17 protein-coding genes, 1 pseudogene and 1 riboswitch are annotated in these 26,230 nt (G+C 47.7%); of the genes and pseudogenes, 16 read left to right on the forward strand and 2 right to left on the reverse strand.

Annotated features, from left to right (window positions below; translation table 11 throughout):
- Positions 1–22: 22 nt before the first annotated feature.
- Positions 23–1,084 carry an HRDC domain-containing protein gene (locus BP95_RS0108115; protein WP_021254586.1) on the forward strand — a complete coding sequence of 354 codons (1,062 nt, stop codon included), beginning with the start codon at positions 23–25 and terminating at the stop codon, positions 1,082–1,084.
- Positions 1,085–1,340: 256 nt separating this feature from the next.
- On the opposite strand, the gene corA is transcribed toward BP95_RS0108115, so the two are convergent.
- Positions 1,341–2,276: a magnesium/cobalt transporter CorA gene (gene corA, locus BP95_RS0108120; RefSeq protein ID WP_021254587.1), complete on the reverse strand. Its 936-nt coding sequence runs from the start codon at positions 2,274–2,276 to the stop codon at positions 1,341–1,343.
- A 547-nt stretch (positions 2,277–2,823) separates the two neighbouring features.
- A riboswitch (SAM riboswitch) is annotated at positions 2,824–2,950 on the forward strand.
- A 167-nt stretch (positions 2,951–3,117) separates the two neighbouring features.
- Here corA and metA point away from each other — a divergent pair.
- The 8 genes from metA (at position 3,118) to BP95_RS0108165 (ending at position 15,661) form a co-directional block, all read left to right on the forward strand.
- Complete coding sequence (gene metA, locus BP95_RS0108125; protein ID WP_021254588.1) at positions 3,118–4,062, forward strand: homoserine O-acetyltransferase MetA; 945 nt, start codon at positions 3,118–3,120, stop codon at positions 4,060–4,062.
- The gene (locus BP95_RS0108130; protein ID WP_028531862.1) at positions 4,059–5,240 is read left to right on the forward strand and encodes an aminotransferase class I/II-fold pyridoxal phosphate-dependent enzyme; all 1,182 of its coding nucleotides are present in this window, start codon (positions 4,059–4,061) and stop codon (positions 5,238–5,240) included. The genes metA and BP95_RS0108130 overlap by 4 nt, the downstream gene beginning before the upstream one ends.
- Positions 5,241–5,245: 5 nt before the next feature.
- Positions 5,246–6,436 carry an aminotransferase class V-fold PLP-dependent enzyme gene (locus tag BP95_RS0108135; protein WP_021254590.1) on the forward strand — a complete coding sequence of 397 codons (1,191 nt, stop codon included), beginning with the start codon at positions 5,246–5,248 and terminating at the stop codon, positions 6,434–6,436.
- A 224-nt stretch (positions 6,437–6,660) separates the two neighbouring features.
- Positions 6,661–7,800 carry a cyclic dehypoxanthinyl futalosine synthase gene (mqnC, locus tag BP95_RS0108140; RefSeq protein ID WP_028531863.1) on the forward strand — a complete coding sequence of 380 codons (1,140 nt, stop codon included), beginning with the start codon at positions 6,661–6,663 and terminating at the stop codon, positions 7,798–7,800.
- Between the two features lie 183 nt (positions 7,801–7,983).
- Positions 7,984–8,940 (forward strand): putative sporulation protein YtxC, encoded by a 957-nt coding sequence (ytxC, locus tag BP95_RS29875; protein WP_021254019.1) that lies wholly within the window; start codon positions 7,984–7,986, stop codon positions 8,938–8,940.
- 544 nt (positions 8,941–9,484) lie between these two features.
- Positions 9,485–11,458 carry a threonine--tRNA ligase gene (gene thrS / locus BP95_RS0108155; RefSeq protein ID WP_028531864.1) on the forward strand — a complete coding sequence of 658 codons (1,974 nt, stop codon included), beginning with the start codon at positions 9,485–9,487 and terminating at the stop codon, positions 11,456–11,458.
- Positions 11,459–11,680: 222 nt separating this feature from the next.
- On the forward strand, positions 11,681–13,906 hold the full coding sequence (locus BP95_RS0108160; RefSeq protein ID WP_028531865.1) for a M1 family metallopeptidase: 2,226 nt from the start codon (positions 11,681–11,683) through the stop codon (positions 13,904–13,906).
- Positions 13,907–14,188: 282 nt separating this feature from the next.
- A complete protein-coding gene (locus BP95_RS0108165; RefSeq protein ID WP_028531866.1) occupies positions 14,189–15,661 on the forward strand; it encodes an ammonium transporter in 1,473 nt (490 codons plus the stop codon).
- A 109-nt stretch (positions 15,662–15,770) separates the two neighbouring features.
- On the opposite strand, the gene BP95_RS0108170 is transcribed toward BP95_RS0108165, so the two are convergent.
- The gene (locus tag BP95_RS0108170; protein ID WP_028531867.1) at positions 15,771–16,445 is read right to left on the reverse strand and encodes a helix-turn-helix transcriptional regulator; all 675 of its coding nucleotides are present in this window, start codon (positions 16,443–16,445) and stop codon (positions 15,771–15,773) included.
- A 610-nt stretch (positions 16,446–17,055) separates the two neighbouring features.
- Between BP95_RS0108170 and BP95_RS0108175 the strand changes: the two genes are divergently transcribed.
- The 7 genes and pseudogenes from BP95_RS0108175 (at position 17,056) to BP95_RS0108200 (ending at position 26,031) form a co-directional block, all read left to right on the forward strand.
- Complete coding sequence (locus BP95_RS0108175; protein WP_028531868.1) at positions 17,056–18,117, forward strand: PTS sugar transporter subunit IIC; 1,062 nt, start codon at positions 17,056–17,058, stop codon at positions 18,115–18,117.
- 69 nt (positions 18,118–18,186) lie between these two features.
- Positions 18,187–18,894: an L-serine ammonia-lyase, iron-sulfur-dependent subunit beta gene (gene sdaAB, locus BP95_RS0108180; protein ID WP_028531869.1), complete on the forward strand. Its 708-nt coding sequence runs from the start codon at positions 18,187–18,189 to the stop codon at positions 18,892–18,894.
- Complete coding sequence (locus tag BP95_RS32965) at positions 18,879–19,016, forward strand: hypothetical protein (protein WP_155987214.1); 138 nt, start codon at positions 18,879–18,881, stop codon at positions 19,014–19,016. The genes sdaAB and BP95_RS32965 overlap by 16 nt, the downstream gene beginning before the upstream one ends.
- A pseudogene (gene sdaAA, locus BP95_RS29880) lies at positions 18,959–19,489 on the forward strand (L-serine ammonia-lyase, iron-sulfur-dependent, subunit alpha); the annotation flags it as partial. The gene BP95_RS32965 and the pseudogene sdaAA, both read left to right, overlap by 58 nt.
- A gap of 283 nt (positions 19,490–19,772) precedes the next feature.
- A complete protein-coding gene (locus BP95_RS0108190; protein WP_028531870.1) occupies positions 19,773–23,711 on the forward strand; it encodes an SdrD B-like domain-containing protein in 3,939 nt (1,312 codons plus the stop codon).
- A 173-nt stretch (positions 23,712–23,884) separates the two neighbouring features.
- Entirely contained in the window at positions 23,885–25,417 is a 1,533-nt protein-coding gene (locus BP95_RS0108195) for an MDR family MFS transporter (protein WP_021254010.1), read from the forward strand.
- On the forward strand, positions 25,414–26,031 hold the full coding sequence (locus BP95_RS0108200) for a PadR family transcriptional regulator (protein WP_021254009.1): 618 nt from the start codon (positions 25,414–25,416) through the stop codon (positions 26,029–26,031). The genes BP95_RS0108195 and BP95_RS0108200 overlap by 4 nt, the downstream gene beginning before the upstream one ends.
- Positions 26,032–26,230 lie beyond the last annotated feature (199 nt).

The raw sequence follows: 26,230 nt of genomic DNA on the forward strand, positions 1-26,230 counted from the left end.
TCGAATAGGGAGGGCGTAGTTGATGCAAATTGTATGGATGGCCAGGTTAGAGCGAATGGTGCTGGAGGATGGGGAGATGGTGTCTTCTCGTAAGCGGAAGAGGGGAGTAGATTCTTCTCATGATACCGCATATGGATTAGTTACGGCTGGAGTAGATGAGGGGAAGTGGATCCTACTCTGGGAACCAGATGGACAGCCTGCCGAAGTATGGTTCGAGGGGACGGTATGGGCTGAGATGCGGGCGGCTATGCGGCGTGGCATGGCGCGTTTGCTGCACGCTGGGTACCGTCTGACTATTGGGTTTGTGCCGGAGGCCGATATACACGAGCGCAGAATGAAGGAACGCAATGAATGGATTGCCTGCTATGCGGATTTATATGCCCGATCCGAGGTATATGAACAGCTTGCGAAGTGGCGTAGGGAGACGGCGAGCAAGCTGCGCCGGGCCCCTTATTGGATTGCGACGAATCGTATGCTGCGTATGGTCAGTGCCTTGCTTCCGCACACCTTGGAAGAGCTGAAGCAGCTTCCTGGATTCGGGGAAGCGAAGCTGGCATCCTATGGAGCCGACATCATTGCAATTGCGAAGGGGTTTGAGAGGACATCGACTTTCCCGCTGGATTGGATATCCTCCGTTGTATCCGAAGAGGAGTTCGCGAAGTGGGTCTATTCCGAATGGGAATCGAAGCAGAATCAAGAGCTCTCCAAGCTGACAGACCGCCGTGTATTGCTGGAAGGCTTGCAGCAGCAGTTATCGATTGCGCAATTGATAGAGCTTCTTCAGGTAGATCGGCGTGAACTCATTATGCGCATTGAGACGGTAGAACGTGAAGGCTATAATGTGTGCATGCTGGTTGAATCGGAGCTTCAATCTATGCCGGAAGAGCAGCGGGCAACGATAGAGCTGGCATTCGATGAACTGGGCGATGAATACTTGAAGCCAATCTATGTGAAGGCATTTGGAGAATCGGCATTGGACGAATCCTATGCCGAGGTACAAGCGAACTATGAGCAGATTCGATTGCTGCGGCTTCTGCATCGAAGCAGAGCGAGAAGCAGCAGCGTTGCACAAGCAGCAAGCTGACGAATGCCACATATTCGAAGGACGTATGCCCGAGCTCGTTAATGAATTTATTCTGCTGTTTAGGCTAGTTTAGGGGCGTCGTGCTATTTTGTTTGGAAAGCAGCGAAAAACAATTCGCAGTGGTTGGCTTCGTTTTTCGTCATCGGCGAACAAGGTGAGCAAATGGGGATAATCGGGAATACGGTAATGCAAAGAAAACAAAGCGGGGGTGTCCAAGGTCATTATCAAATGACTTTAGAACACCCCCCGCTGATTATTAAATCCAGTCTTTCTTGCGGAATAAGTAGAACATAAAGATACCAAGCGCAAGCATGAATCCGATCATATACAAGGAGCCGTACTCCCAGTCCATAATTGGAATATATCCGAAGTTCATGCCGTAGATCCCTGTTATTAAGGTTAGCGGCATGAATATAGTTGTAATCGCTGTGAACACTCTCATAATATCGTTTGCGCGATTCGCAATGCTAAGCTGATAAGACTCACGTAAGTTGCCCATGAGGTCGCGGAACGTTTCGAATGTCTCCGATACTTTGACGGCATTCTCGTAAATATCCTGGAAGTACTTCTGCAGGTCATCGCCGATCAGCCGCAATTCCTTACGATAGAGGACAAGCAGTACCTCTTTTTGAGGGCCAAGACCCTTCTTGAGCCACAGAATCTCACTTCGCAAGCTGATGATTTCATTGAGATGTTCTTTCTTCGTGCTCATAATGAGCTCTTCCTCAAGCTTGTCGATCTTCGCTTCAATTCGATCTCCTACTGTGAAGTAGTTGTCGACAACCAAGTCAATGAGCAGGTAGAGCATAAGGTCAGGCGTACTCGCTTGCTGCTCCCACAATACAGGCTTCACCATACGCAGCTCGTTAATCTTCTGCTTCGTTACGGTAATAATGAAATGTTTGCCGAGGAAAATGTTCAATGAGCGTAAAAAGATCTCTTCATCGTCAAAGCGAATGCTGTTGAACACGATAAAATAATGACCTTCATAAATTTCGATTTTGGGACGCTGCTCTTCTTCACTCATACAGTCCTCAACTGCCAAATCATGCATGTTGAATAATGGCTGCAGAACGACCAAATCCTCAATGTCAGCATCGATCCAGTAGAAGCCATTCTCTGGCGGTGTTAATGTGACATTGATATCTTCCTCAGTCGTGAAGACGCCCTCGTTGACCAGACGGATTTTCATTGCACTCACTCCTTGACGCTGTCGCCATTGCGACATGCGCATCGTCTAAATGTTACCAGACGACTCGAAACAAGGCTGGGCATGCGCAGTCCGTCGTTCGCGCACGTGATATAAGCCTAGGCACAATTAGTGAACTAGGTTCTCTGCAGAGGCACGAATCCCGACATTGGACTGCGAACTTGCCGCTGCCTGTCGAATCGTAATATTCGGTTGTACGTACGTACTACGGAACGACCTCGGGTCGCCATCCATCCGAACTCACCTCAGCTTGAATAATTGTACGTGACTTTATATATCATGCGTCCAGTGAAGGAACGATTGTTGCCTTCGATTCTAATAATTAAGTAAGGCTTCGACGCACCTTGTTAAGTATAACGCTCGTACTTCAACCTTTCAAGACAAAATCCATTGCCGGAATTCGTCAATAATGTATCGTATGCGAAGGGGGTGGAATCGTGATTTTTTGTTGTGTTCACCTCTTGACGAACAGCTTCTCTTTGCCGTACATTATTACCAAGGCCAAATCAAATGAATATTCATATAAGCAATCTTATCAAGAGTAGGTGGAGGGACAAGCCCGATGAAGCCCGGCAACCGGCGATGCGCAGTATGAAGCGCGACGCACGGTGCTAATTCTTGCAGGGACGATGGAAGTCGTTACTGACAGATGAGAGAGGCTCATGAGCATGTATAACATGACCTTTCTCGTAGTCGAGGAAGGTCTTTTTTGTATGTCTCTAGCCATTTGTGCCGTTTCAAGTCAGGCCTGTTTGCGGTTGCGGCCAATGTGATTTCATGTGCCGACACCATCCAATTACCATTTTCGAGGGGGAGAGCGTCAATGCCGATTAAAATTCCGGATCATTTGCCGGCCAAAGAAATTTTGACCCAGGAGAATATCTTCGTCATGGACGAAACGAGAGCCTATCATCAAGATATTCGTCCGCTGCGAATCATCATTCTCAACTTGATGCCGACGAAAGAGACTACGGAAACCCAACTCCTGCGTTTAGTGGGCAATACGCCGCTGCAAGTTGAGGTGACGCTCCTTCATCCAGCAAGCCATACATCAAAAAATACGTCCGCACAGCATCTATCTTCGTTCTACAAAACATTTGAAGATATTGAAGGAGAGCAGTTTGATGGCATGATCATTACGGGTGCTCCTGTCGAACAGATGAAGTTTGAAGATGTAGACTATTGGGATGAGTTGTGCCGCATTATGGAATGGTCTAAGGAGAATGTAACTTCCACGTTCCATATTTGCTGGGCATCACAAGCGGGACTCTATCATCACTATGGAATTGCGAAATATGCACTGGATCAGAAAATTTTCGGTGTATACGAGCATGTGCTAACTAAGGAAAATGTGAATCTGACACGCGGCTTCGACGAGATGTTTCTTGTACCGCAATCCCGTCATACGGAATTTCGGAGAGAGGATGTCGCGAAGATTGCCGAGTTAGAAATATTAGCGGAGTCGGAAGAAGCAGGAGTGTATTTGGTAGCGACACATGATGGGAAGCAAATTTTCGTGACCGGTCATTCGGAATACGATCCCTGTACACTGAAGTGGGAGTATGACCGCGATATTGCAAAGGGGATGGAGATGGACATTCCGATAAATTATTTCCCGAATAACGATCCTTCCCGCAAGCCTTACTCCACTTGGCGCGCGCATGCCAGCCTCCTCTTCTCAAATTGGCTGAACTACTACGTATATCAAGAAACACCTTACGAATTGGGCAAAGCCGTACCGCGCAAGGAAGGGGCTCATCAACTATGATCGAACGCAACGAAGAGAACTACCGCATCGAAAGTCGATTAGCTCAAATTGGATCGGTTCATGAACCAAAAACAGGAGCTATTAATTATCCGATTTACCAAGCAACTGCATTCAGGCATCCGAAGCTTGGACAGAGCACTGGGTTTGATTATATTCGGACGAAGAGCCCGACTCGTACTGTTCTAGAGGAAGCGGCGGCTGCTTTGGAATGTGGGGATGCCGGATTTGCCTGTAGTTCTGGGATGGCTGCATTACAGACATTGTTCGCGATGTTCAGTCAAGGCGATCATCTGATTGTTTCCCTCGATTTGTACGGTGGCACTTATCGTCTGCTGGAGCGGATTATGTCTCGTTTCGGCGTGACGGCCTCTTATGTAGATACGAATGATTTTGATGCGCTTGAGTCTGTAAGAACACCGCAGACGAAGGCTGTCTTTATAGAGACGCCTACGAACCCCTTGATGATGATAACGGATATCGAGAAGGTAGCGGCGTGGGCGAAGGCTCATGGAATTCTCACTATCGTTGATAATACGCTGCTAACGCCATTTTTCCAACGCCCGATTGAACTTGGGGCAGATATGGTAGTCCACAGCGCAACGAAGTACTTGGGCGGACATAATGATGTGCTTGCTGGTCTGATCGTAACGAAAGGGGAGCAGTTATCGGAAGAAATCGCCTTCCTGCATAATTCGATCGGAGCTGTCCTGAGCCCATCGGACTCCTATCAATTGATGCGAGGCATGAAGACACTTGCCCTTCGTATGGAGCGGCATCAGTACAACGCAACCCGCATTGCCGAATGGCTGCTAGAGCATCCCGCCATCGACAATGTGTATTATCCTGCACTCGAGCAGCATCCGGGATATGAGATTCAACAGCGCCAATCGTCGGGCAACACAGGCATCTTCTCCTTCCGCTTGAAGAATGCAGCTTATGTAGAGCCGATCCTGCGCCACTTGAAATTGATCGCCTTCGCGGAGAGCTTGGGTGGGGTAGAGTCGCTGATGACTTATCCGGCGGTTCAGACCCATGCGGATATTCCGCAGGAGATTCGGGATCAGATTGGTGTAGACGATCGCTTGCTAAGATTCTCGGTTGGAATTGAACATGTTGATGACCTAATCGCTGACTTGGAGCAAGCGATAGAAGCGGCTAGAGTAGAAGTGGAGGGATAACGGAGATGAGTGAGCAGAATTCGAATCAAGCATCAGACGGTCAGTTAGGCAAGCAATCACGTCGGTTTGCGACGAAGCTGATCCATTTTGGCGGTGAGATCGATGCCGGTACGGGAGCTTCCAGTGTCCCGATTTACCAAGCTACGACATTCCATCATGAGGACATTTACAATCCGCCTCAGTACGATTACTCTCGCTCTGGCAATCCAACACGTGAGGCATTGGAGCAATATATTGCTCTGCTCGAGGGCGGAACGAATGGATTTGCCTTCGCATCAGGGATGGCAGCGATCTCATCGACATTCTTGCTGTTATCGGCAGGAGATCATGTTATCGTAACGGAAGATGTGTATGGTGGAACGTACCGTCTCCTGACCTCCATCTTAAACCGGTTGAACATTGAGTCTACTTTAGTGGATATGACCGACATTGAGCAGGTGAAGACTGCGCTTCGTCCAAATACGAAGGCTGTCTATATGGAGACACCGTCCAACCCGACGCTCAAAATTACGGATATTGCAGAAGTGACCGCATGGGCCAAGGAAAAGGGTCTGCTCACCATGCTGGATAATACGTTCATGACCCCTTATCATCAGCGTCCAATTGAGCTTGGTGTTGATCTAGTCTTACATAGTGCCACCAAGTTCTTGGGCGGACACAGTGATGTGCTCGCAGGTCTGGCAGTTACAGCCAACGAGAGTCTTGGACGCCGTGTGAAGCAATTGCAGAATGGCCTTGGCGCTGTGCTTGGGGTTCAGGACAGCTGGCTGCTGATGAGAGGCATGAAGACATTGGAAGCTCGGATGAATCAGAGTGAGCAGAGCGCCCGCCGCCTTGCACTGTGGCTGAGTGAACGGTCAGACATTGCTGACGTCTATTACCCTGGTCTAGCCGATCATCCTGGCCGTGAGGTGCATGAGAAGCAATCACTGGGATACGGAGCAGTGGTATCATTCGATGTGGGTTCTGGCGAACGGGCGAAGCAAGTGCTGAACAACGTGACAATCCCGCTTGTGGCAGTCAGCCTTGGCGCTGTTGAGAGCATCTTGTCTTATCCTGCCATGATGTCTCACGCAGCAATGCCGCATGAAGTTCGTCTGCAGCGTGGAATTACGGATGGATTGCTCCGCTTCTCTGTTGGGCTTGAACATGTCGAGGATTTGATTGCGGATTTGGATCAGGCGTTATCCAAATAACCGATTCTATCCAGCACCCTTCTCTTGGAAGGGTGCTGTTTTTTATGGGCGATGTATGTTACGATTATTTAGTGAAGCTGCTTCTTGAGCGATACAATGCACAACTAGATGATGAAGCAGCATGTGCAATAATCCGTACAATTAAACCCCGCCGTGAGCGGGGTCTACTTCGCTTTATATACGAGAGTGTAAGGCAACATATGAGAGGGGAAGTGACTGTGACGATGTCACCGATAGACCGCATTTTGGACAAAGCGCTTCGTGGTGAACGATTGAATACAGACGATTGCGTGACCTTGTTCGAATCTGATCAGATCGAGAAAATGGGGGCAGCTGCCGACCAAATTATGAAGAAATGGCATCCAGATCCGATTGCTACATTTGTAATTGGGCGCAATGTCAATTATACAAATATTTGTGATACGTACTGCAGATTCTGTGCCTTCTACCGTGCTCCGGGTTCGAAGGAAGGTTACGTGCTTCCTGATGAAGTCATCTTCCAGAAGATTCAGGAAACGATCGATGTAGACGGAACTGAGATTCTGATGCAGGGCGGAACAAACCCAGAGCTTCCATTCAGCTATTATACGAATCTGCTTCGCGAAATTAAGAAACGGTTCCCAAGTATTACAATGCACTCCTTCTCTCCTGCGGAGATTATGAAGATGAAGGAAGTCTCGAATGGACTATCTCTAGAAGAGGTAATCCGTCAAATTCATGAAGCGGGTCTTGACTCGCTGCCGGGCGGCGGCGCTGAAATTTTGGACGACCGTACTCGCCGGAAGATCAGTCGCTTGAAGGGTTCATGGCGTGATTGGATGGACGTCATGCAAACTGCCCATAAGGTCGGCATGAATACAACGGGCACGATGGTTATCGGCTTCGGCGAGCTGCTGGAAGAGCGTGCACTTCACTTGGAGCGCATTCGTACAGCACAAGATGAATGCATGCAGAACGGCCATCCTTCCAAGGGCTTCCTTGCGTTCATTCCATGGACATTCCAACCGGACAACACGAACATGAAGGCAGAGCGCGTATCGCCTGAAGAGTATTTGAAGACACTCGCGATCAGCCGCTTGTTCCTAGATAATATTCCGAACTTCCAAGCTTCATGGGTAACGATGGGGCCGGAAATTGGCAAGAAGACGCTAAGCTTCGGCTGCAATGACTTCGGCAGCACGATGATTGAGGAGAATGTCGTATCGGCTGCTGGTGCTACACATAAAGTAAACATCGGGAGCACGCTGCAGCTTATCCGCGAAGCGGGCAAGATTCCTGCGCAGCGTGATACGAAATATAATATTTTGCGTGTGTTCGACGATGAACATGCAACGGTTGCCAAAGATTTTGTTATGCAGAATTAGGCGTCAATTGAAAATGAAGCAGTACACCTGCTGGACTTTCCGTGAGGATAGCCAGCAGGTGTTTTTTTATTTTTGGCAATAATGCCAGAAGGAATGCGAGCGTCCTCTGTTTTCCAGATTCGTCTTCGTATATCTCCATTCATGACCCCATATACTTAAGAAGGAACAGAAAGGAGTGGGCTCATGGAGTTGTTCACGATCTCGTTGCCGCTGCGATCCGAATGTGACGCAGTAACGCTGACTGATTTGCTGCAGCAGGAGCTGAGCGATTTACATAAACAGCCGAATGGCGTTGAATTCCAGCAATGGTCTGAAGGGCAGACGGCTTGGATTACATGCCGGGGCATCTTGCCAGGTTTTCAACTGTCTACACAAGGACAAGATGTATGGAATAGAGCGGCCAAGGCAGTTGCTGAATTTATTCTGTCCCAAAAAGAAAGGCTGCTTCTTGCTTCCTTAATTGCAAAGGATTCGAAATACAGTGAAGAGGAACGCCGTAAAATTGAGGAATACTGCCAGCAGCTGCTCAACGGTGGAGATGAAACCGGTTCTAGTGAGTCCAGACGCAGACGCAAAGGGAAGCTTACACGTGCACTGCGGCGATATTTAGAAGATCATACAGCCCTTAATGTTGAAGGGTTCATTCAGTTCCGCTTGCGGCACTATTTAACAGAGCTTCGTGAAGTGGTTGACTATGCGATTGATGAATATGTACTTGAACGGCAGTATCAAGAGTTCATCGGTCTATTGAAATACTTCGTGTTCATTCAGGAGACGAAGATCCCGCTTGCGCACTTAATGCACAAGGGCGGTCATGAATTTACGCTCCTAGATGAGGATCTTCAGCCGCTTGAGCCGAAGCATGTGATGAATGGCATGGTTGTGGAGATGATTGATTATGATATGGAGATGGAGGATATGATTGTGAGCACACTCATCAACGTATCCCCGCAAAATATTATCATTCACACGCGCGAGCCAGAATCTCAGGTGATTAAGACGATTCAGCAAATCTTCGAATCGAGGGTGCATGTATGTGTATTGTGTAGTTCTTGTCATGCTGTGCTTGGTGGAGATGGCTGGCCTCACGAGACTCTTGTACGTAACAACGTGCAGGACGGTTCGATGCTGCGGCCATAGCATTTCATGATTCAGGAATCGAAGCTTGACCACCCTGCGAAGATCGCATATAATATGCGGTATTGAGTAATCAATAGCATACGATATGCGATGACAAAGACATGAATAACGGACGAAACCGTTCAGAGAGAGGGATCGAGGCTGCAAGTCCCTTCGGCAACGCTGTTTATTTACCACTTTAGAGCTTTGGATGGGAACAACGAGCTTATCTCGGTTAGTATCATCCAACGAATCATTCCCGTTACCGAATGCTCAAGGACTGATCTGAAGAAAGCCTACGACAGAGCATTGCGGCATATGATGCTGTAATTGTAATCGCGTAAGCATCATCAGCAGTTGAATGAGGGTGGAACCACGGGTTACTAATTGTCTATAACACTCGTCCCTTTACAGGGCGGGTGTTTTTTATTTTTTCAGACAAATTCAATAGGCTGTGTTGTGTACGGTGAAGATGGGAAGAACGTGTAATTGTTTGTTTCCTAGCCGGCATAAAGAAGATTGACAGCAGATTGAATGATGCCATATGAACTGGGAGGAATCGCAAATGTCTAACGTAAAAGTAACATTTCCAGACGGTGCTGTTCGTGAATATGAGCAAGGCACTACAATCGAAGATGTAGCGGGTTCAATTAGCAGCGGCTTGAAAAAGGCTGCACTAGCGGGGAAACTGGATGGCAAGGTTGTTGACCTGTATACGCCGATTCAAGAAGATGCCAAGATTGAAATTGTAACGGCAGACTCAGAAGACGGGCTTGAAGTGCTTCGCCATAGTTCAGCTCACTTGACAGCGCAAGCAATCAAGCGCTTGTACAAGGATGCGAACGTGAAGCTTGGTATCGGTCCAGTTATCGAAGACGGCTACTACTATGATATTGACCTTGATATTTCCTTGACTCCTGAGGATCTGCCGAAGATCGAGAAGGAAATGCAGCGTATCGTGAACGAGAATCTGCCAATTCAGCGCCGTGAAGTATCTCGTGAAGAAGCTATTCGTATCTTTACAGAAATCGGTGATGAATTGAAGCTGGAGCTTATCAACGACTTGCCTGAAGATTCTGTGATCACTATTTATGACCAAGGTGAATTCTTTGACTTGTGCCGTGGACCTCACGTTCCATCTACAGGCAAGTTGAAGGTATTCAAGCTCTTGAACTTGGCGGGCGCTTACTGGCGCGGCAACTCGAACAACAAGATGCTGCAGCGTATTTATGGTACAGCATTTGCAAAGAAAGCACAGCTTGATGAATATTTGCACTTCTTGGAAGAAGCGAAGAAGCGCGATCACCGTAAATTAGGTAAAGAGCTCAAGATCTTCTCCTTCTCCCAAAAAGTTGGACAAGGCTTGCCGCTCTGGCTGCCAAATGGTGCGACATTACGCCGTACGATGGAGCGCTACATCGTGGATATCGAAGAACGCTTGGGATACAGCCATGTGTATACACCGGTGCTTGCGAATGTGGAATTGTACAAAACATCCGGCCATTGGGAACACTACCAAGAGGATATGTTCCCAACCATGGTTATGGATAACGAAGAGCTTGTTCTGCGTCCAATGAACTGCCCGCACCATATGATGGTGTACAAGTCTGACATGCGCAGCTATCGTGAATTGCCAATTCGTATCGCCGAGTTGGGAACCATGCACCGCTATGAGATGTCCGGGGCGCTCACTGGCTTGCACCGTGTTCGTGCTATGACATTGAACGATGCGCATATCTTCTGCCGTCCGGATCAGATCAAGGAAGAATTCGCGCGTGTTATTAATTTGATTCGCCGCGTATATGACGATTTCGGAATTAAGGATTATCGCTTCCGCTTGTCTTATCGCGATCCGCAGGATACAGAGAAGTACTTCCCAGACGACCATATGTGGGAAATGTCTCAACGCATGCTGCGTGAGGTTGTTGAAGAATTGGGTCTTCCATTCTACGAAGCAGAAGGCGAAGCTGCATTCTACGGACCGAAGCTAGATGTACAAATTAAAACAGCGCTTGGCAAGGAAGAGACACTGTCGACTGCACAGCTGGACTTCTTGCTTCCTGAACGCTTCGAGCTGGAATATGTCGGCGATGACGGACAGAAGCATCGTCCTGTCGTTATCCACCGTGGTATCATCAGTACGATGGAGCGCATGACTGCATTCTTGCTGGAGAACTTCGCAGGAGCGCTTCCGCTCTGGCTCTCTCCGGTTCAAGCGAAGGTCATTCCAGTATCGCCGAACTACGAAGAGTATGCGAAGGAAGTAACGGAATCTCTGCGTGATGCAGGTATCCGTGCTGAAGCAGATGTGCGCAACGAGAAGCTTGGCTACAAGATTCGCGAGGCACAGCTGGAGAAAACACCTTACATGCTCGTCGTCGGTGAAAATGAGAAGAACAATGGTGCTGTATCCGTGCGTAAGCGTGGAGAAGGAGACCTTGGCATGAAGCCGGTAGCAGAAGTGGTTGCACTGCTGCAAGAGGAAATCCGTACGCGCCATATTGCGCAGGCTGCTCCACAAGAAGATTCACAGAAATAAAGGGCGAGCTAAGAGCACCCTTGTCATAGAGAAGCTCTCGTCTTAGACGGGTGCTTCTTTTTTTTTGATTCGCGGCATTCATTAATAAAGTTCCTTAAAATCTTACGTGACAATATTGTAAGCTCCGCATAAGGTTAATCGCACGATATCATTTGTATCTTGCTCTATAATTGAATATATCATCATGGGATGAAACACAAACGGAAAGAAGTGATTGGACGAATGAAACTCACAGGAAGACAATTGCTACATACGACAATAGCATGTGCAATGGCATTTACCCTGCTTGCAGCTCCGCTAACATCTGGTGGCACAGCTTATGCACAGGAGGTCGCGGCGGATCAAGTCAAGACGATTAGCACAGCAGGATTGCAGTCTCAACAACAAGCAACTTCACATATCCAATACAATATCCAAGCGAAGCTGAATACGGACGACATGACCATTACAGGCAAGCAGACGGTGAAATACCGCAATACGTCTGAGGACAAGCTGAATGATGTTGTATTCCGTCTGTTCGCAGATGCCAATCGTTCGAAGGATACGCAATCGAGCATGTTCGTGCGAGCAAATGGGGAGATTGCGAAGGAATACCCAGATAAGAAACCGGAGGATTTCCTTGGCGGTATTGATATCATTCGTGTAAAGGATGCTTCGACCGGTGCGATCCTAGCTACCACAAATGAGAAGCAGGCGCTTACGGTTCAGTTGGCAAAAGCGTTGGGCAAGGATGAAGAAGTAACGTTAGAGCTTGAATATAAAACGAAAATTCCATTTGGTTCACAGCGCTTGTCCTACTATAAGGACATCATTAATGGGGCGCATTGGTTCCCGGTTATGTCTGTGTACGATGAAGCAGCACATAAGTGGAATAAGACCCCATATAGTAAGACATTCGAGACGGATTACTATGAGGTTGCCGACTATACAGTTGCAATGGATGTTCCAGACAAGCTGCAAATCGCGATGCCTGGACAAATGTCGGAGAAGTCTGGTGAAGCTGGCCGCAAAATCGTAACGACGAAATCGGACAAGACGCGCGAGCTCGTGTTCTTCTCCAGTGAGAAGTTCCATAAGGCCAGCAAAACCAAGAATGGCTTAACGATTGAATATGTATATTACAACGACAACAATGATCCAGCGAAGACAGCGGTTATCAATAAATATATTGATGAGGCATTTAAAGTAATTGAATTCTTTGGCGATAAGTTTGGTAAATATGAGTACACAGATTTCCGGATCGTGGAATCCCATGTAGAAGGGGTTGCCGTTGAGTTTGCACGCCTTATCCAAATGGGACGGGTAAGTCCAAATGCTGTTCCTGAAAAGGATTCTGTCTTTGTCCACGAGATTGCACATCAATGGTTCCATTCCATCATCGGCAACGATTCTGAGACCGAGTCGTTCTTGGATGAAGGGTTTGCTGATTTTTCCAAGTTGTATTACTATGATGCCCAGGGCGATAAGATGAATGGATTTGATAGTGCTCGCATCGATACGTTCTCATTGGATCGGGCTATCAATTCCCCGAATGACAAGGCTGGAGATTCCCCGGATGCGCTGTATTATAAAAAAGGTCGCCTTGCGATCTATGAATTGTACCGTACTGTTGGTCAAGAGAAGTTCGATGCCTTTATGAAGGACTATTTCAATCGCTATGCGTATCGAAACGCAACCGTAGCGGGATTGCTTCAAACGATTGAGGATCAGTTTGGCAAGTCTGTTCGTGATCGAATGGATGATAACTTAAACAAGCCTAATTATGAGCTCAAGCCGGAATACCAGATGACGGAAACTGAAATGGCGGAGTATATGCAATTGTCGCTTGTGGGGATATATGATGGGATCGATCAGTCCTATCCTAAGTTGCCGAAAGAGACAATGTACAAGGTGCTTAACAAGGCGATGCATGGAGAACCGCTAGCGATCATATACAGTAGTCCTGTAAGCGCAGAAGCGAAAAAGCAGCAAGAGCAATTTTTCGAGAATATTTCCAATGTGTTGAACATGGGCGGCGTTAAGCCTGTGATCTTGAGTGAGAAGCAGGCTGTGAAAAAACAGTTGGAGACTTCTCTGGCAAAGAGCAATGTCATTGTAATCGGCAATCCGAAGTCCAATTCATTTATCCAAGCATTGAAGCCAGCGATTATTGCAAAGGCTGAACAAGCGGGCTTCCCTTGGAAGGAAGTAATGAACACAAAAGGGCTGCTGGGTGGCTACGGAATTATGCATCCGTACAATAAAGATCGTCTAGTGGTGCATTATTTCTGGACAGATGATCATATGACGCAGAAGTCAGCAGAGCAGTTGTTAGCGGGAATTGGCATGCAGAGCTTGTCGGTTACGAGCAATTTCCAACAGCATATTGTGAAAAAGGTCGACGGCTCTATTTATAAAGATAAGCATGTTGAAAATCCGATTGCCAAGTTTTTTGAACAAGCCGAGTAATCAACAGTAAGGAATAGCATATTGGATTAATCAATCCAAGACAAATGAAGCAAGAATGTAAGACTTGGGCTGCAGAATAATTCTGCAGTCTTTTTTTATTTATCACAATCTTCATGAATATTGTGTTAGGTTATATTACATTCAATTTGTATAACTTGACGCATTTTATGCATTTTATAACATAACCCATTGATTTGCACAATTTACCTTTATATAATTCCTCTAATAACAAGATTTTGTGTAATAAAATCTAACATAAAAATAGCGAGGAGTGTAGAGAAAATGAGGATGAACAGAGACAAGAGCCTTAATCGGAGTAGGAGCAGACGTTTTGCTTCGGCGACGGGTGTGCTTGGTGCTGGATTTGCATGTTTTAGCCTATTTCCGGATGCTGTCAGTGCCGCGGGGGAGGCTTCTGTGCAATCACTGGAATCTGGTCTGAACGCACTGTGGGTAATGCTGTCGGCTATACTGGTGCTGCTTATGCAAGCGGGATTCATTCTGCTGGAAGTAGGGTCTGCACGAATGAAGAACGCAGGTCATATTGCCGCAAAAACGGTCATTACGGTTGGGCTTGGCTCTCTTGTATTTTGGGCAGTCGGCTATGGCTTGATTTTTGGTATGAATGGCAATTCGTTTATTGGTTGGGGTGATTTCTTCTTTACTCCAGCTTCCTCTACAGGGTTACCACCTTCCGTATTTTTTACCTTCCAATTAGCCTTTGCTGCTGTGTCACTCTCGATTGTGTGGGGTGGATTTGCCGAGCGCGCGCGATTGTCCGCTTACATTTGGTTTTCGATTCTGTTCACGGCATTGATTTACCCAGTGGTTGCTCACTGGATATGGGGAGGTGGCTGGCTTGCGATGCATGGGAAGCAGGATTTTGCCGGTTCTACGGTTGTGCATTTAACAGGGGCTATGGCTGCGCTGGCTGCGACATTGCTTTTGAAGCCGCGCATGAACAAATACGATTCAGACGGTTCGTCCAAGAAATTAAAAGGTCATAACCAAGTATATATAACGCTCGGTGTGCTTCTGCTGTGGGTGGGGTGGTTCGGTTTTAATGCAGGAAGTACGTTGTCGATCGGTGATGGATTTTTTGGATATGTAGCCATGAACACACAGCTTGGAGCTGCAGCGGGGGCTGTTGCGGCGCTTGCTATTAGTTGGCTGCGCAGCGGCAAGGCAGATGTGCCTACCCTCTTGAATGGAATGCTGGCGGGCTTGGTTGCGATCACAGCTTCGTGTGCATTCGTGGAGCCTTGGGCGGCCATCGTAATTGGTTTGGCGGCTGGTATTCTAGTGTACTACAGTGCGCTCTGGTTCGATCGTCTGCGAGTTGATGACCCAATCTCAGCCTTGTCGGTACATGGGGTAGCAGGGGTATGGGGCACGCTGTCCAATGGGATATTCGCCACTTCAGCATTGGCGGAGAAGGTTGGTGTAGGCCAAGGAGGCTGGCTGGATACAGGCAGTCTGCATCAGTTATGGGTGCAAGCCTATGGGATTCTAGCGGCGGGCGGATTTGCATTTGTCTCTTCTTACGTGCTGTTGTATGCAGGGAAACGGTTGTTTGGCTTGCGTGTCAATGCGGAGCAAGAGCGTATCGGCTTGGATTTAAGTGAACATGGCGAGTATGGATATCCTGAACATTTTGAACATGTTGATCAAGATATGCAAGAATCGCTCAGAACGGAGTCAGATGAGGAAAGCGCGAAGCAGTATTCCGCAGGATTGAATGAAAGAATCTCTTGATCTAAAGGGGGCTATCCTTACGACAGGTGTTTGCCCACAAAAAACAGCGACCAGGCTCATTTTGAGAACCCGGTCGCTAATCCTGCTGTGTTCAGCGTTCTTTCTGCTTCTATTTCGTTGCTTTTTCACCTTTGGAAGCATTATTGCGCAAATGTAGATAAACCGTATGTTTTGTGATTTTCAGCGCGTTTGACACAAGGGTGACCGCATCCCTTAGGTTGAATACGCCTCGTTCATGCAGCAGTCCGATAATATGCTTGTTCCGGTTCGCATAAGAGATGTCTGGAGAAGCATCGACTTCTTCGATCGTTCGCTCAATCGTTTCTTGAATCATATCCTCCACGGATGAAGCAAAATGCTCGGACTGCCCCCTTGCTTCCATATCCGGTTGCGGCAGGAAGGTTTGCAGCACATCAGCAAAAGATTCGTCAATATTCATGTTGATGCAAAGCAGGCCGATAATCTTGCCGCTATCACCCCGAATCGCGATCGTGCTGGACTTCATCTGACGATTATTCTTGCTTCTTGTAAAATAGCTGAGCGACTGCTTCCCATTAGATTGTTCAATTTCTTGCAGCATTTGCAAAGCAATATTGGTAATAGGCGCTCCCAGTTCCCTGCCTGTATGATGCCCATTTGCGATTTTGACAACCGAATGCTGATAATCTTCCAAACTATGAAGAACAATTTCAGAAGCAGGCCCCAAATAGTTGGCTAATCCCTCTACTACTGCATCGTATGATTCCAAAATTAAATGATCTCGCTCTGTAAATCTTGTATTCATTGCATCAAGTCCTTCCCTAGACAACCCGAATTTGACTAGAAGATTTCTTTGTCATTCGAGAAATTTTATATTGCTTGATACAACACAATAATGAAGCTCTGACAATCTTACAATCAAAAATAGTTGATGGAATAAAATGAAGTTGATTATATCAACAATTAGTAATGATAAATTACTATTATCATAACGCGAACTTCAACCGCAATCAATCCCTGATTCATCTTTACTTTCCAAAATCATCCGTTAGACATTCACTATGAGTTGTAGCTAAGTTACGAAATTAAATAGGGAGACGTGCCGCACTTATAAGATAGTAAAGCGTTTTCCTTTTCCATTCTGTTTCCGTATTTCTTGAATTATTAGTCATAGCAAACTGCTTAACAAAGGTAAATTGCGGCAATTCCAGAGAATATGTATAAAAGAATTGTGTAAATATAGAAAAGTTGATACAATCAAATTGAAGTTGATAGACTCAATTATTTTTGAGTTTATTAACTAATAATCATTCATTCATTTAAAATGTATTTCAATCTTGTCGCAGTATAAATGTACTTTTAATGTTTTGTAAGCGGTTACTACACTTTGTACCCATGAAGGAGGAGCGTCACGTATGGACATCGTAATCGGTACAGCCCTACTATTGCTTGTATTGTCCCTTTTCTCCCTTTTCAGCTTCAAAGCACCTAACGGCATGAAGGCAATGGGAGCCCTAGCAAATGCGGCAGTTGCCAGTTTTTTGGTAGAAGCATTTCAAAGTTATGTAGGTGGCGATTTGTTTGGCTTCAGTCTTGCCAAGGAGGTTGGGCTCGCTTCCGGCAGTATGGGCGGTGTGGCCGCAGCTGCATTGGTAGCGCTTGCAATGGGCGTTTCCCCTGTCTATGCTCTGCTGCTTGGGGCAGCTTGTGCGGGAACAGGATTGCTGCCTGGTTTCATTGCCGGTTATCTCGTATCATTCCTTGTCAAACTGATTGAAAAGAAAGTCCCGGATGGACTTGATCTCATCGTCTGCATCATTGTTGCTGCACCGCTCGTTAGATTTGTAGCAAACATAGCAACACCAGTAGTCAATGCGACACTGCTTAATATTGGCGGCATCATTACGACGGCGGCTAATGATAATCCAATCGTGATGGGTATCGTGCTTGGTGGAGTCATAACCGTCGTGGCAACCGCACCGCTCAGCTCGATGGCGCTTACTGCCATGCTGGGACTTACGGGCTTGCCGATGGCCATCGGAGCCTTGTCCGTCATGGGATCATCCTTTATGAACTTCGTCTTTTTCCATCGTATGAAGTTCGGTGACCGCAAAGACACAATTGCGGTGGCGATTGAACCATTAACGCAAGCAGACATCATATCAGCCAATCCGATTCCGGTGTATGTAACCAACTTTCTAGGAGGGGCGATGGCTGGGGTCGTCGTGGCATTGTTCAATCTGACGAATAATGCGACAGGTACGGCAACCCCAATTGCGGGACTCATGGTCATGTACGGCTTCAACGACCCGCTTACGGTAACGATTGCGGCAGCCCTTTGTGCCCTTTGCGGCATCACGGCTGGTCTCATCGGGTCGAGAATCTTCAAAAACTACAAGATTCGCACAGTCGCCGAGATTCGCGGCACTGCGCCGGCTCCTAAGCCTGCAGCCACGGCGGGCGCTGAAGTAGCGTAAACCAGAACAAGATATAACGAAGTTAGTAGCATCAATCATTCATCAATTCTGTGTAAGAGGAGGATTGTTATGCCGTTCACATCTGTATTTGATATTATCGGCCCTATTATGATCGGTCCATCCAGTTCGCATACGGCAGGAGCCAATCGAATTGGACGTGCAGCCCGCAATCTGTTCGGACGGCTGCCAGAATCCGTCACGGTTACCTTATACGGTTCATTTGCGAAAACATACAAAGGGCATGGGACAGATATGGCAATCGTAAGCGGAGTTCTGGACTTTGACACGTCAGACGAGCGAATTCCGAATGCCCTCAGCATCGCAGAAGAGCAGGGTGTTCGCATTACTTTCGTGACATCAGAGGAGGAGAGTGAGCATCCGAATACGGCACGCCTCACGTTGCGGGACAAGGTCGGAGCGATCGAAGTCGTCGGTGTGTCAATCGGTGGAGGCAGCATAGAAATCCGCGAAGTCAAGCAATTGGATCCGAACCCAGCTGGCAGAATCCCGGCCATGCTTGTCTTGCATGAGGACAAGCATGGTGCCGTGGCGAATGTAACCTCGCTGCTTGCACAGCATCATATTAACATCGGATATATGGAAGTGTCCCGTTCAGGTAAAGGCGAGAGCGCCTTGATGGCCATCGAGCTTGACCAAGCGGTTGATGTGACAGTGATCAATCGCATGCATACGCTCCCCCATATTAAAGAAGTATGGCAAGTGCAAACCTATCAGCGTATGGGCGCGGAAGGAGGACAATCATGTTCCATAGCGTAGCCGAGCTTGTCCGATTGGCCGAAGAAAAGCAGTGTAAAATATCCCGCGTCATGCTGGAGAGAGAAGTAGCGCTTCGGCAGGTGTTGTTCCAGGGGTTTTGTTCGCCGTCAAGGAGAAGCTGAACCCTATGCGGGAGCAAATGCTTGAATTTCTATTTACGGCAGGCGCATTTGGATTTGTTATTGCGAACAATGCCTTCATCGCGGGCGCGGCGGGCGGCTGCCAAGCGGAGGTTGGGTCCGCAACGGGAATGGCTGCTGCGGCAGTCGTGGAAATGGCAGGCGGAACACCACAGCAATCGGCAGAAGCGATGGCGATTGCACTCAAAAATATGCTGGGATTAGTATGCGACCCGGTAGCAGGACTTGTAGAAGTCCCTTGCGTGAAGCGGAACGGAGTCGGTGCTTCGTCGGCGGTCGTTGCCGCGGATATGGCTTTAGCTGGCATCAAAAGCAGAATACCGGCCGATGAGGTGATTATGGCCATGTATGAAGTTGGACGTTCCATGCCAAGCTCCTTCCGCGAAACTGCCGAAGGCGGTCTGGCCAACACGCCGACCGGCCGCAAGCTGGAACATCTCGTGCTGGGCCAATAACGCGAACGTCAAAGTTCCTCTGGACGCTTGTTTGGCTAATATGCCATGAGATGAAATTCAACGTTACGTTCATGTAAGGCAAAGGCAGGCAATCGCCTGCCTTTTTTCTGTCTTCGCATTTTAGTCTCAGTTCCCCTATCTTTGCATATCGCTTAAGATTGCTTCCGACTTTCATTCAGAATTTGTTCAGCGCCATTGAGTAGGATAGGAAGGAAGTCGTTCGTGTGGGTAAACTTCCCAAACAGACGGCTCAAATTTATTTACGGAAAGGAGAGGGAACGATTTGAGGAGGACACTAAGAAGGGCGCAGGCGTCAATATGGGCGCTGCTGCTCATCTTGAACATAGTGCTCCTGCCTGTTTCGGCGCATGCGAACGCAGATGGTAACGACTCACAAGGAATTCAATTGCGATTAAGCAGCAGTAAGGACACTGTGCTCACAGGAGCAACCTTTACCTACACAATTGATTACAGTCTATCGAGCACGACAGAGGACTATTCTAATGCGGAAATTGTGCTTCCCTTGCCTGAGGGCATCGTATTCGAGGAAGTGCAGGGATCTGAACATGTCGTAAGCAAACATGAGAATGTGGGCGGCGTGGACAAGGTGACGTTTACATTCAAAAATCCTACCCCATCCGGCGCGACGGGAAAACTGCAGGTGAAGGCACATTTCCCTAACCACACAACGCCTGACGGGACTTCCGGAACGGCAACGGCAACATTCATCCACCATTCCGGAAGCTTGCAGGTAGAATCGAACCCTGTAACAGTTACAGGGAAGGCATCTGCGGAATGGATACTTACGAAGGAGCGAATCGTACCTGTTGAAGGTGTGAAGCCGCAGCCAGGAACGGAAGTTGTCTACGAAATTACGCTGAAGGACAACAAGAATCCGGCAGACAAAGACGGCAATCTCAACATTGACCATGTTGTGATTACCGACGTTCTGCCGCCTGAAGCCGAATTCTCCAAGGCAGCCCCCACGCCTGATTCCATACAGGGTCAGACCCTGACATGGAAGATTGATGCGAAGGAGCTCAATAAGGAGAAAATAACGGACCGTTCCAAAAGCATACTCGTTACGGTTTTGTATCCTAAAGATAAGGTGATTGATCCGAGCACCGGCAACACGAAAGCGGTGGTGAATACGGCCAAAGCATCTTATCAGCCTTTGGGAGATGCGGCCAAGGAACTGACTGCGAAGGCTGAACACGACTTTATCAAGCAGCCTGGCGGAGGAATATGGATTTACAAGCAAATCTGGAGCGGTCAGGAGAAGGAATTGTCGGAAGGCCAGGAAGTCAGCTTTTATATTGGCGGAGTAGGGAATGCTGCCAATGTCCCTCTAGATAAAGCCGTCATGACAGATATGACACCGAAGGGCATGAAATTGCAGTATATCCGTATTCCAGCCTTTGACGGTGCAGATAAAGATGAGTACGAAATTCAGTACACGTCGAAAAGCACGCCTGATGAGAGCGACTGGAAACTATGGAAGGAATTAAATTTTAAGACACAACACAAGCTGTTGGCAGCAGATCTGAACGCTGACATTCAAGGCATTCGCCTTGTTTTGGGAGATGTACCCGTTGCATTCCGTTCGCATGATGTTTTAGAACTTCGTTACCAATTAACTTCTTATGATAGTGTCAAACATGATGATTATAAGTATGGCGATTTCCCTCGATTGACAGAAAAGTACCCGAACGATGACTTTACTTATCTGGACAAAAATAACGGCCTTCCTACGAACGAAGAAGCCAAGCAGCACCCGAAGCAGTGGAAACAAACGATTAACTATGCAAGCATGGAATACAGCTTCAATGGTGAGAAGACCGAGTATTTGACGGGGGTTAAGGTATTGGCGGTGGATAAGCGTCCGCTGCTGGAAGTGGATAAATCGGTTGTGAGTGGAAAAAGTACTTCCCCAGGAGGTACGGTAACTTATAGGATCGTTGTAACCAATGCCAGTCCGATTGATGTTCCGTTTCGCGACCCGGTTGTAACGGATCTGCTGCCGGAAGAATTGGAATATGTGCCGGACAGCTTGAAGCTGGGGCCACTTAACGGCAAGCAGGTGCCTGCCCCTACGTTCTCAGAAGCCAAGAAGGATCAGCAAGAGCGTACGCCGATTACATGGGCGTGGGGTACAGAAGGCAGCAACTCCTTGACGCTGCAGAAGGGCGAAGCGCTCACCTTTACCTTCGAAGCGAGAGTGAAGCCGGATACCCCGACGGGCGAAGTTTACAATGAAGTTGAGGTCACATCAGAACGGCACAACTATATTAACGGGTTGACCAACTTCAAGAACCAGCGCTATAAGCAAGAGAACGGCAAGTGGTATGTATACAACGGAGATAAAATTGATGTGAACGGCATCGATAGCTTGATCTCCGAAAAATGGGTTCAAGGGGATTTGGATAACGGGCAATGGTCTAAGTATCCAAATATCGGAAATGTTGCGCCAGGCGGAGAACTTAAGTATAAGATCTCTGTAACGAACCGGGGATCAATTGGCGTCAAAAACCTTTTGATCGTAGATGCCCTTCCGCATATCGGTGATCACGGGGTCATCGACAAATCGCCGCGAGGCAGCAAGTGGACCCCGATTCTGAAGGAGCCGATATCGCCTCCGAACGGTGTAACGGTATATTACAGCGTCGATGAAGAGATATCGATGACAGGCGGCAACTGGGATAAAGAGCCTCCGCAAGATATATCGAAGGTGCGAGCCTTAAAGTTCGAATTCGCTGGTGATGTCATACTGGCTCCTGGCCAATCCAAGGAATTGACATGGACAATGCGCGCGCCTGTTGACACGCCTGCAAGCGATGATCAGATCGCATGGAATTCCTTCGGATACACCGCGACTCCGGTCATTAGCGATAAGGCTATGCTCCCGGCAGAGCCGCTCAAGGTCGGCATTAAGATAAAGGGCGATCCAAAGGGAGAGATTGGGGATTACGTCTGGTACGATGAAAATGGCAATGGGATTCAGGATGAAGCACCGGATCATGGTGTTAACGGCGTTCGCGTCGACCTGCATCGCGAGAGTGACGGCAAGGTAATACAAAGCACTGTAACTGGCAATAATCACGAAAGTCAGCCAGGATACTATCTGTTTACTGGCTTGGATGCGGGCAAATACTACGTTACGTTCCACTTGCCGGAAGGCTATGATGCATTTACGGTGAAAGATGCAATAACGAATCCAGGGAAGAACTCCAAGGCTAATGTGGAAGGCAGAACAGACATCATTACACTGGAGCAGGGCGGCAAAAACCATAACATTGACGCAGGCCTAATTAAGAAGGATATTCCATCTAATCCTGGCAAGGGAGCCATCGGCAAATATGTATGGATCGACACGAACGGCAATGGGATTCAAGATGAGAATGGTACTGGATTAAATGGGGTTGTGGTCGAATTATATAACCACAATAATGAGAAGCTGACTACGACTGTTACTCATTCCGTGTATTACAGCTCGGTGACAAATTCGGTCTATGATCCGACTGTCACGGGATCGGTCTACGATCCTGCCGTGACCGATTACGTGTATCAGTCTGGTTACTACTTATTTAATGATTTGGATCTCAGTACTTATAAGATTCGATTCATTGCCCCAGAGGGGTATTCGTTCACGAAACGGTATCAGGGAGATGATCGCGCACTCGATTCTGATGCGGATCTGAATGGCTGGTCAGACAACATCGTACTTACGGCGGAACGACCACGGGATCTAACGATTGATGCGGGACTTATTATAAGAACGGTCAATCCAGATCCGGAACCGGGAACGGGCGGATCTACTAATCCTGGAGGTGGCGGTTCTACCAATCCTGGAACGCCTGTAGAGCCAGGCAAACCGGGCGATCAGGAACGGCCGACGATTCCAGGTACAATCGTAGAAACCAAACCTGGGAATCCAGATGGCGATACGAATCCCGAACCAGGCGAAGCGACAGAGCCGGATAGCGATACGAAGCCAGATAAGGGTCAAGGTACTGATAAAGAGCCAGTTGAAGGAACGAATGAGGATGAAGCGGACGGTACCGATTTGGGTGGGAAGCAGGACGTTGATCGGCAGCCGAACCGCCCGAACGTCTTGCCTCAGACTGGTGAGCAAGCGCCGATTGAACCAATCATCGGTATGTTCTTGTGCGTCGCCGCTATCATAATGTGGAGATTAAGCAAAAGAGGGGCAGCAGATCGTTAACGAATCAGCCGTCGAGGAGTAAAGCTCCTTGACGGCTTTTGTTTGTGCATTGACGGACAAGCATTCGTACAAATTTTCAAAATAATGCGATAAAAAAAGTTGCTTTGTATTCAAATTTGAATATAATGAGTTTATGATCTTGTTATTCAAATTTGAATATAGAGGTGGTAAGGGTGGGTTCTTCTTCTCGTGCTCGCATAACGGTTATTGGTCTTCTGCTCGGGCTGTTGATTGTGTCGCTGGATCAGACGATACTATCGACAGCCGTGCCGACGATTGTTGCGAAGCTTGGCGGCTTCGAACAGTATGTATGGTTGTTCTCGGCTTATCTGATTGCAAGCGTGGCGTGTATGCCGTTGTTCGGCAAGCTATCTGATATGTACGGACGCAAGCGATTCTTTGCGCTCGGGATCATCGTATTCATGGTAGGCTCGGCACTATGTGGAATGGCAGGTTCGATGCAGGAATTAATTTGGTATCGTGCGATTCAGGGTATTGGCGGCGGTGCGCTTATGCCCGTTGTATTTACGATTCTGTTCGATATTTTCCCAGAGGGAAAACGAGCTAAGATGACAGGAATGTTCGGGGCAGTATTTGGTCTATCCAGTGTGTTTGGGCCCATGGCTGGAGCTTTTTTCTCCGACCACCTGCACTGGCGCTGGATCTTCTACGTGAATCTTCCATTAGGATTGATTGCGCTTCTACTTGTTATGCTTGGCTATCAGGAGACACTAAGCTTCAATAAGCGGCAGATTGATTGGCTGGGAACATTCACGCTGGTTGCTGCAATATTGTGCTTCATGTTCGGATTGGAGATGGGGGGCAAGGATTATGCATGGTCTTCCCCGACGATCATCTCGCTTTTTGCAGGGGCACTCCTTATGTTTGTTCTATTTATCATTGTTGAGATGAAGGTGGCAGAGCCAGTCGTTCCGCTTGGTTTGTTCAAGAGTAAGCTGTTTACCGCGAGCATGGGGGCAGGGATGCTAATTGGAATGCTGTTGATGGCAGGAGCGACCTTCATTCCGTTATTCATTCAAGGAGTTGTGGGCGGATCCGCGACGAATGCTAGTACAGTGCTGACGCCGATGATGCTGGCACTCGTCTGCAGCACCGTTGCGGCAGGATTTCTGCTGAGGAAGATGTCTTTCCGCAACATTATGCTCCTATCGGGAACATTGCTGCTGCTGTCTGTTGTGCTTTTATCACAGGTAACGCCTGACACCTCCATGTCTACGATGGTTGTATATATGATCATGATGGGCTTGGGGATAGGTGCTTCCTTCCCCGTTACCTCGATCGCGGCACAGCATAAGGTGGATTATCAGCAGCGGGGCACAGTCAATTCGCTAGTGCGGTTCTTTCAAACACTTGGCAATACGCTCGGAATCAGTATATTAGGGAGTATTCAGACCTCTTATTTACGTGATTGCTTCGGCGGTGTGCTGACTGATCCAAAGCTTGTGGAGCAGCTTGGCAATCCGCAGGTTCTGCTGCAGGATCAAGTGCGTTCATCCATTCCGGAACCAATTTTGAAACAGTTGACCAGTGTGCTGTCTGATTCCATTGCCCATGTTTATGCATGGTCCATTCCGCTCGCGGTGCTTTCCCTTTTGTTCATTTTGCTTATGGGACGTGTTACAATGATGTCTAAACACTCTCATGGGAGTGCGGCAGCCGCAGAGCAAGGTGGAGAACCTGCGTGATTGCGAATGGCTGTCGTTTCATGAAGGAAGAGGTGGAACACATGTCGATGAAGCTGGCCATACTTGGTTTGCTTATGGAGCAAGATCGCCATCCTTATGAGATGAGTCAGGCTATGAAAGAACGCGAAATGCATAATTATATGAAAATTCAATACGGGTCGCTGTATTATGCCATTGACCAGTTAAACAAAGGCGAATTTATAGAAAAGGCTGAATTCGTTAGCGGTGGTTCTCGCCCGGATAAGACGATTTATCGCATTACGGAAAAAGGAAAGCGTGAGCTTGAAGAACTGCTAGTTGAAGAAATGAAAAAGCAGCCTCATTTGAATCATCCCTTTTATGCGGCGCTGTCCTTTGTGAAGTATGCGGATCAGGCAATAGTTATGGAGATTATTCAGAATCGCATTTCTTATTATGAGCAGGAAGCAGAACGAATGTGGGCCCTGTATGAAGAGCATATTTCATATGCTCCTCGTTCCGTTCTGCATATGCTGTACGGAGGCTATAAATATACAATAACGGAACTAAATTGGTTGAAAAGCCTTCACGAGGATGCGCTGGCTGGCAAATTAGGCAGTAAAGGCGAACCTCTGCCGGTACTGAAGCTGCATTAGTGGCAGGTGTCGAAAGAACGTCCCGTTACTCTTTCTCATAATAGTCACTTCTAGCATATTTAGACTTTTTTTGCGACAAGCTGTTATGATAGCGGTTCTACCAGAGACTGGAGCAGAACATGCTCTCCCCCTTGGTTCTGTCTTTAAAAGCTGGGAAATACGTCTGATGGCTCGTTGGCAACCGCCATTTCCATCTTTC

The sequence above is a fragment of the Paenibacillus sp. UNC217MF genome (genome assembly GCF_000686865.1).
Lineage (GTDB): Bacteria > Bacillota > Bacilli > Paenibacillales > Paenibacillaceae > Paenibacillus_B > Paenibacillus_B suaedae.

What these genes read in the sequence shown, in the direction of transcription:
- mqnC (WP_028531863.1), top strand. Translation starts at nt 6,661, where the DNA reads ATGTCACCGATAGACCGCATTTTGGACAAAGCGCTTCGTGGTGAACGA.
- BP95_RS0108175 (WP_028531868.1), top strand. Translation starts at nt 17,056, where the DNA reads ATGGACATCGTAATCGGTACAGCCCTACTATTGCTTGTATTGTCCCTT.
- BP95_RS0108170 (WP_028531867.1), bottom strand. Translation starts at nt 16,445, where the DNA reads ATGAATACAAGATTTACAGAGCGAGATCATTTAATTTTGGAATCATAC.
- ytxC (WP_021254019.1), top strand. Translation starts at nt 7,984, where the DNA reads ATGGAGTTGTTCACGATCTCGTTGCCGCTGCGATCCGAATGTGACGCA.
- BP95_RS0108135 (WP_021254590.1), top strand. Translation starts at nt 5,246, where the DNA reads ATGAGTGAGCAGAATTCGAATCAAGCATCAGACGGTCAGTTAGGCAAG.
- BP95_RS32965 (WP_155987214.1), top strand. Translation starts at nt 18,879, where the DNA reads ATGTTCCATAGCGTAGCCGAGCTTGTCCGATTGGCCGAAGAAAAGCAG.
- BP95_RS0108130 (WP_028531862.1), top strand. Translation starts at nt 4,059, where the DNA reads ATGATCGAACGCAACGAAGAGAACTACCGCATCGAAAGTCGATTAGCT.
- thrS (WP_028531864.1), top strand. Translation starts at nt 9,485, where the DNA reads ATGTCTAACGTAAAAGTAACATTTCCAGACGGTGCTGTTCGTGAATAT.
- metA (WP_021254588.1), top strand. Translation starts at nt 3,118, where the DNA reads ATGCCGATTAAAATTCCGGATCATTTGCCGGCCAAAGAAATTTTGACC.
- BP95_RS0108165 (WP_028531866.1), top strand. Translation starts at nt 14,189, where the DNA reads ATGAGGATGAACAGAGACAAGAGCCTTAATCGGAGTAGGAGCAGACGT.
- BP95_RS0108115 (WP_021254586.1), top strand. Translation starts at nt 23, where the DNA reads ATGCAAATTGTATGGATGGCCAGGTTAGAGCGAATGGTGCTGGAGGAT.
- sdaAB (WP_028531869.1), top strand. Translation starts at nt 18,187, where the DNA reads ATGCCGTTCACATCTGTATTTGATATTATCGGCCCTATTATGATCGGT.
- corA (WP_021254587.1), bottom strand. Translation starts at nt 2,276, where the DNA reads ATGAAAATCCGTCTGGTCAACGAGGGCGTCTTCACGACTGAGGAAGAT.
- BP95_RS0108160 (WP_028531865.1), top strand. Translation starts at nt 11,681, where the DNA reads ATGAAACTCACAGGAAGACAATTGCTACATACGACAATAGCATGTGCA.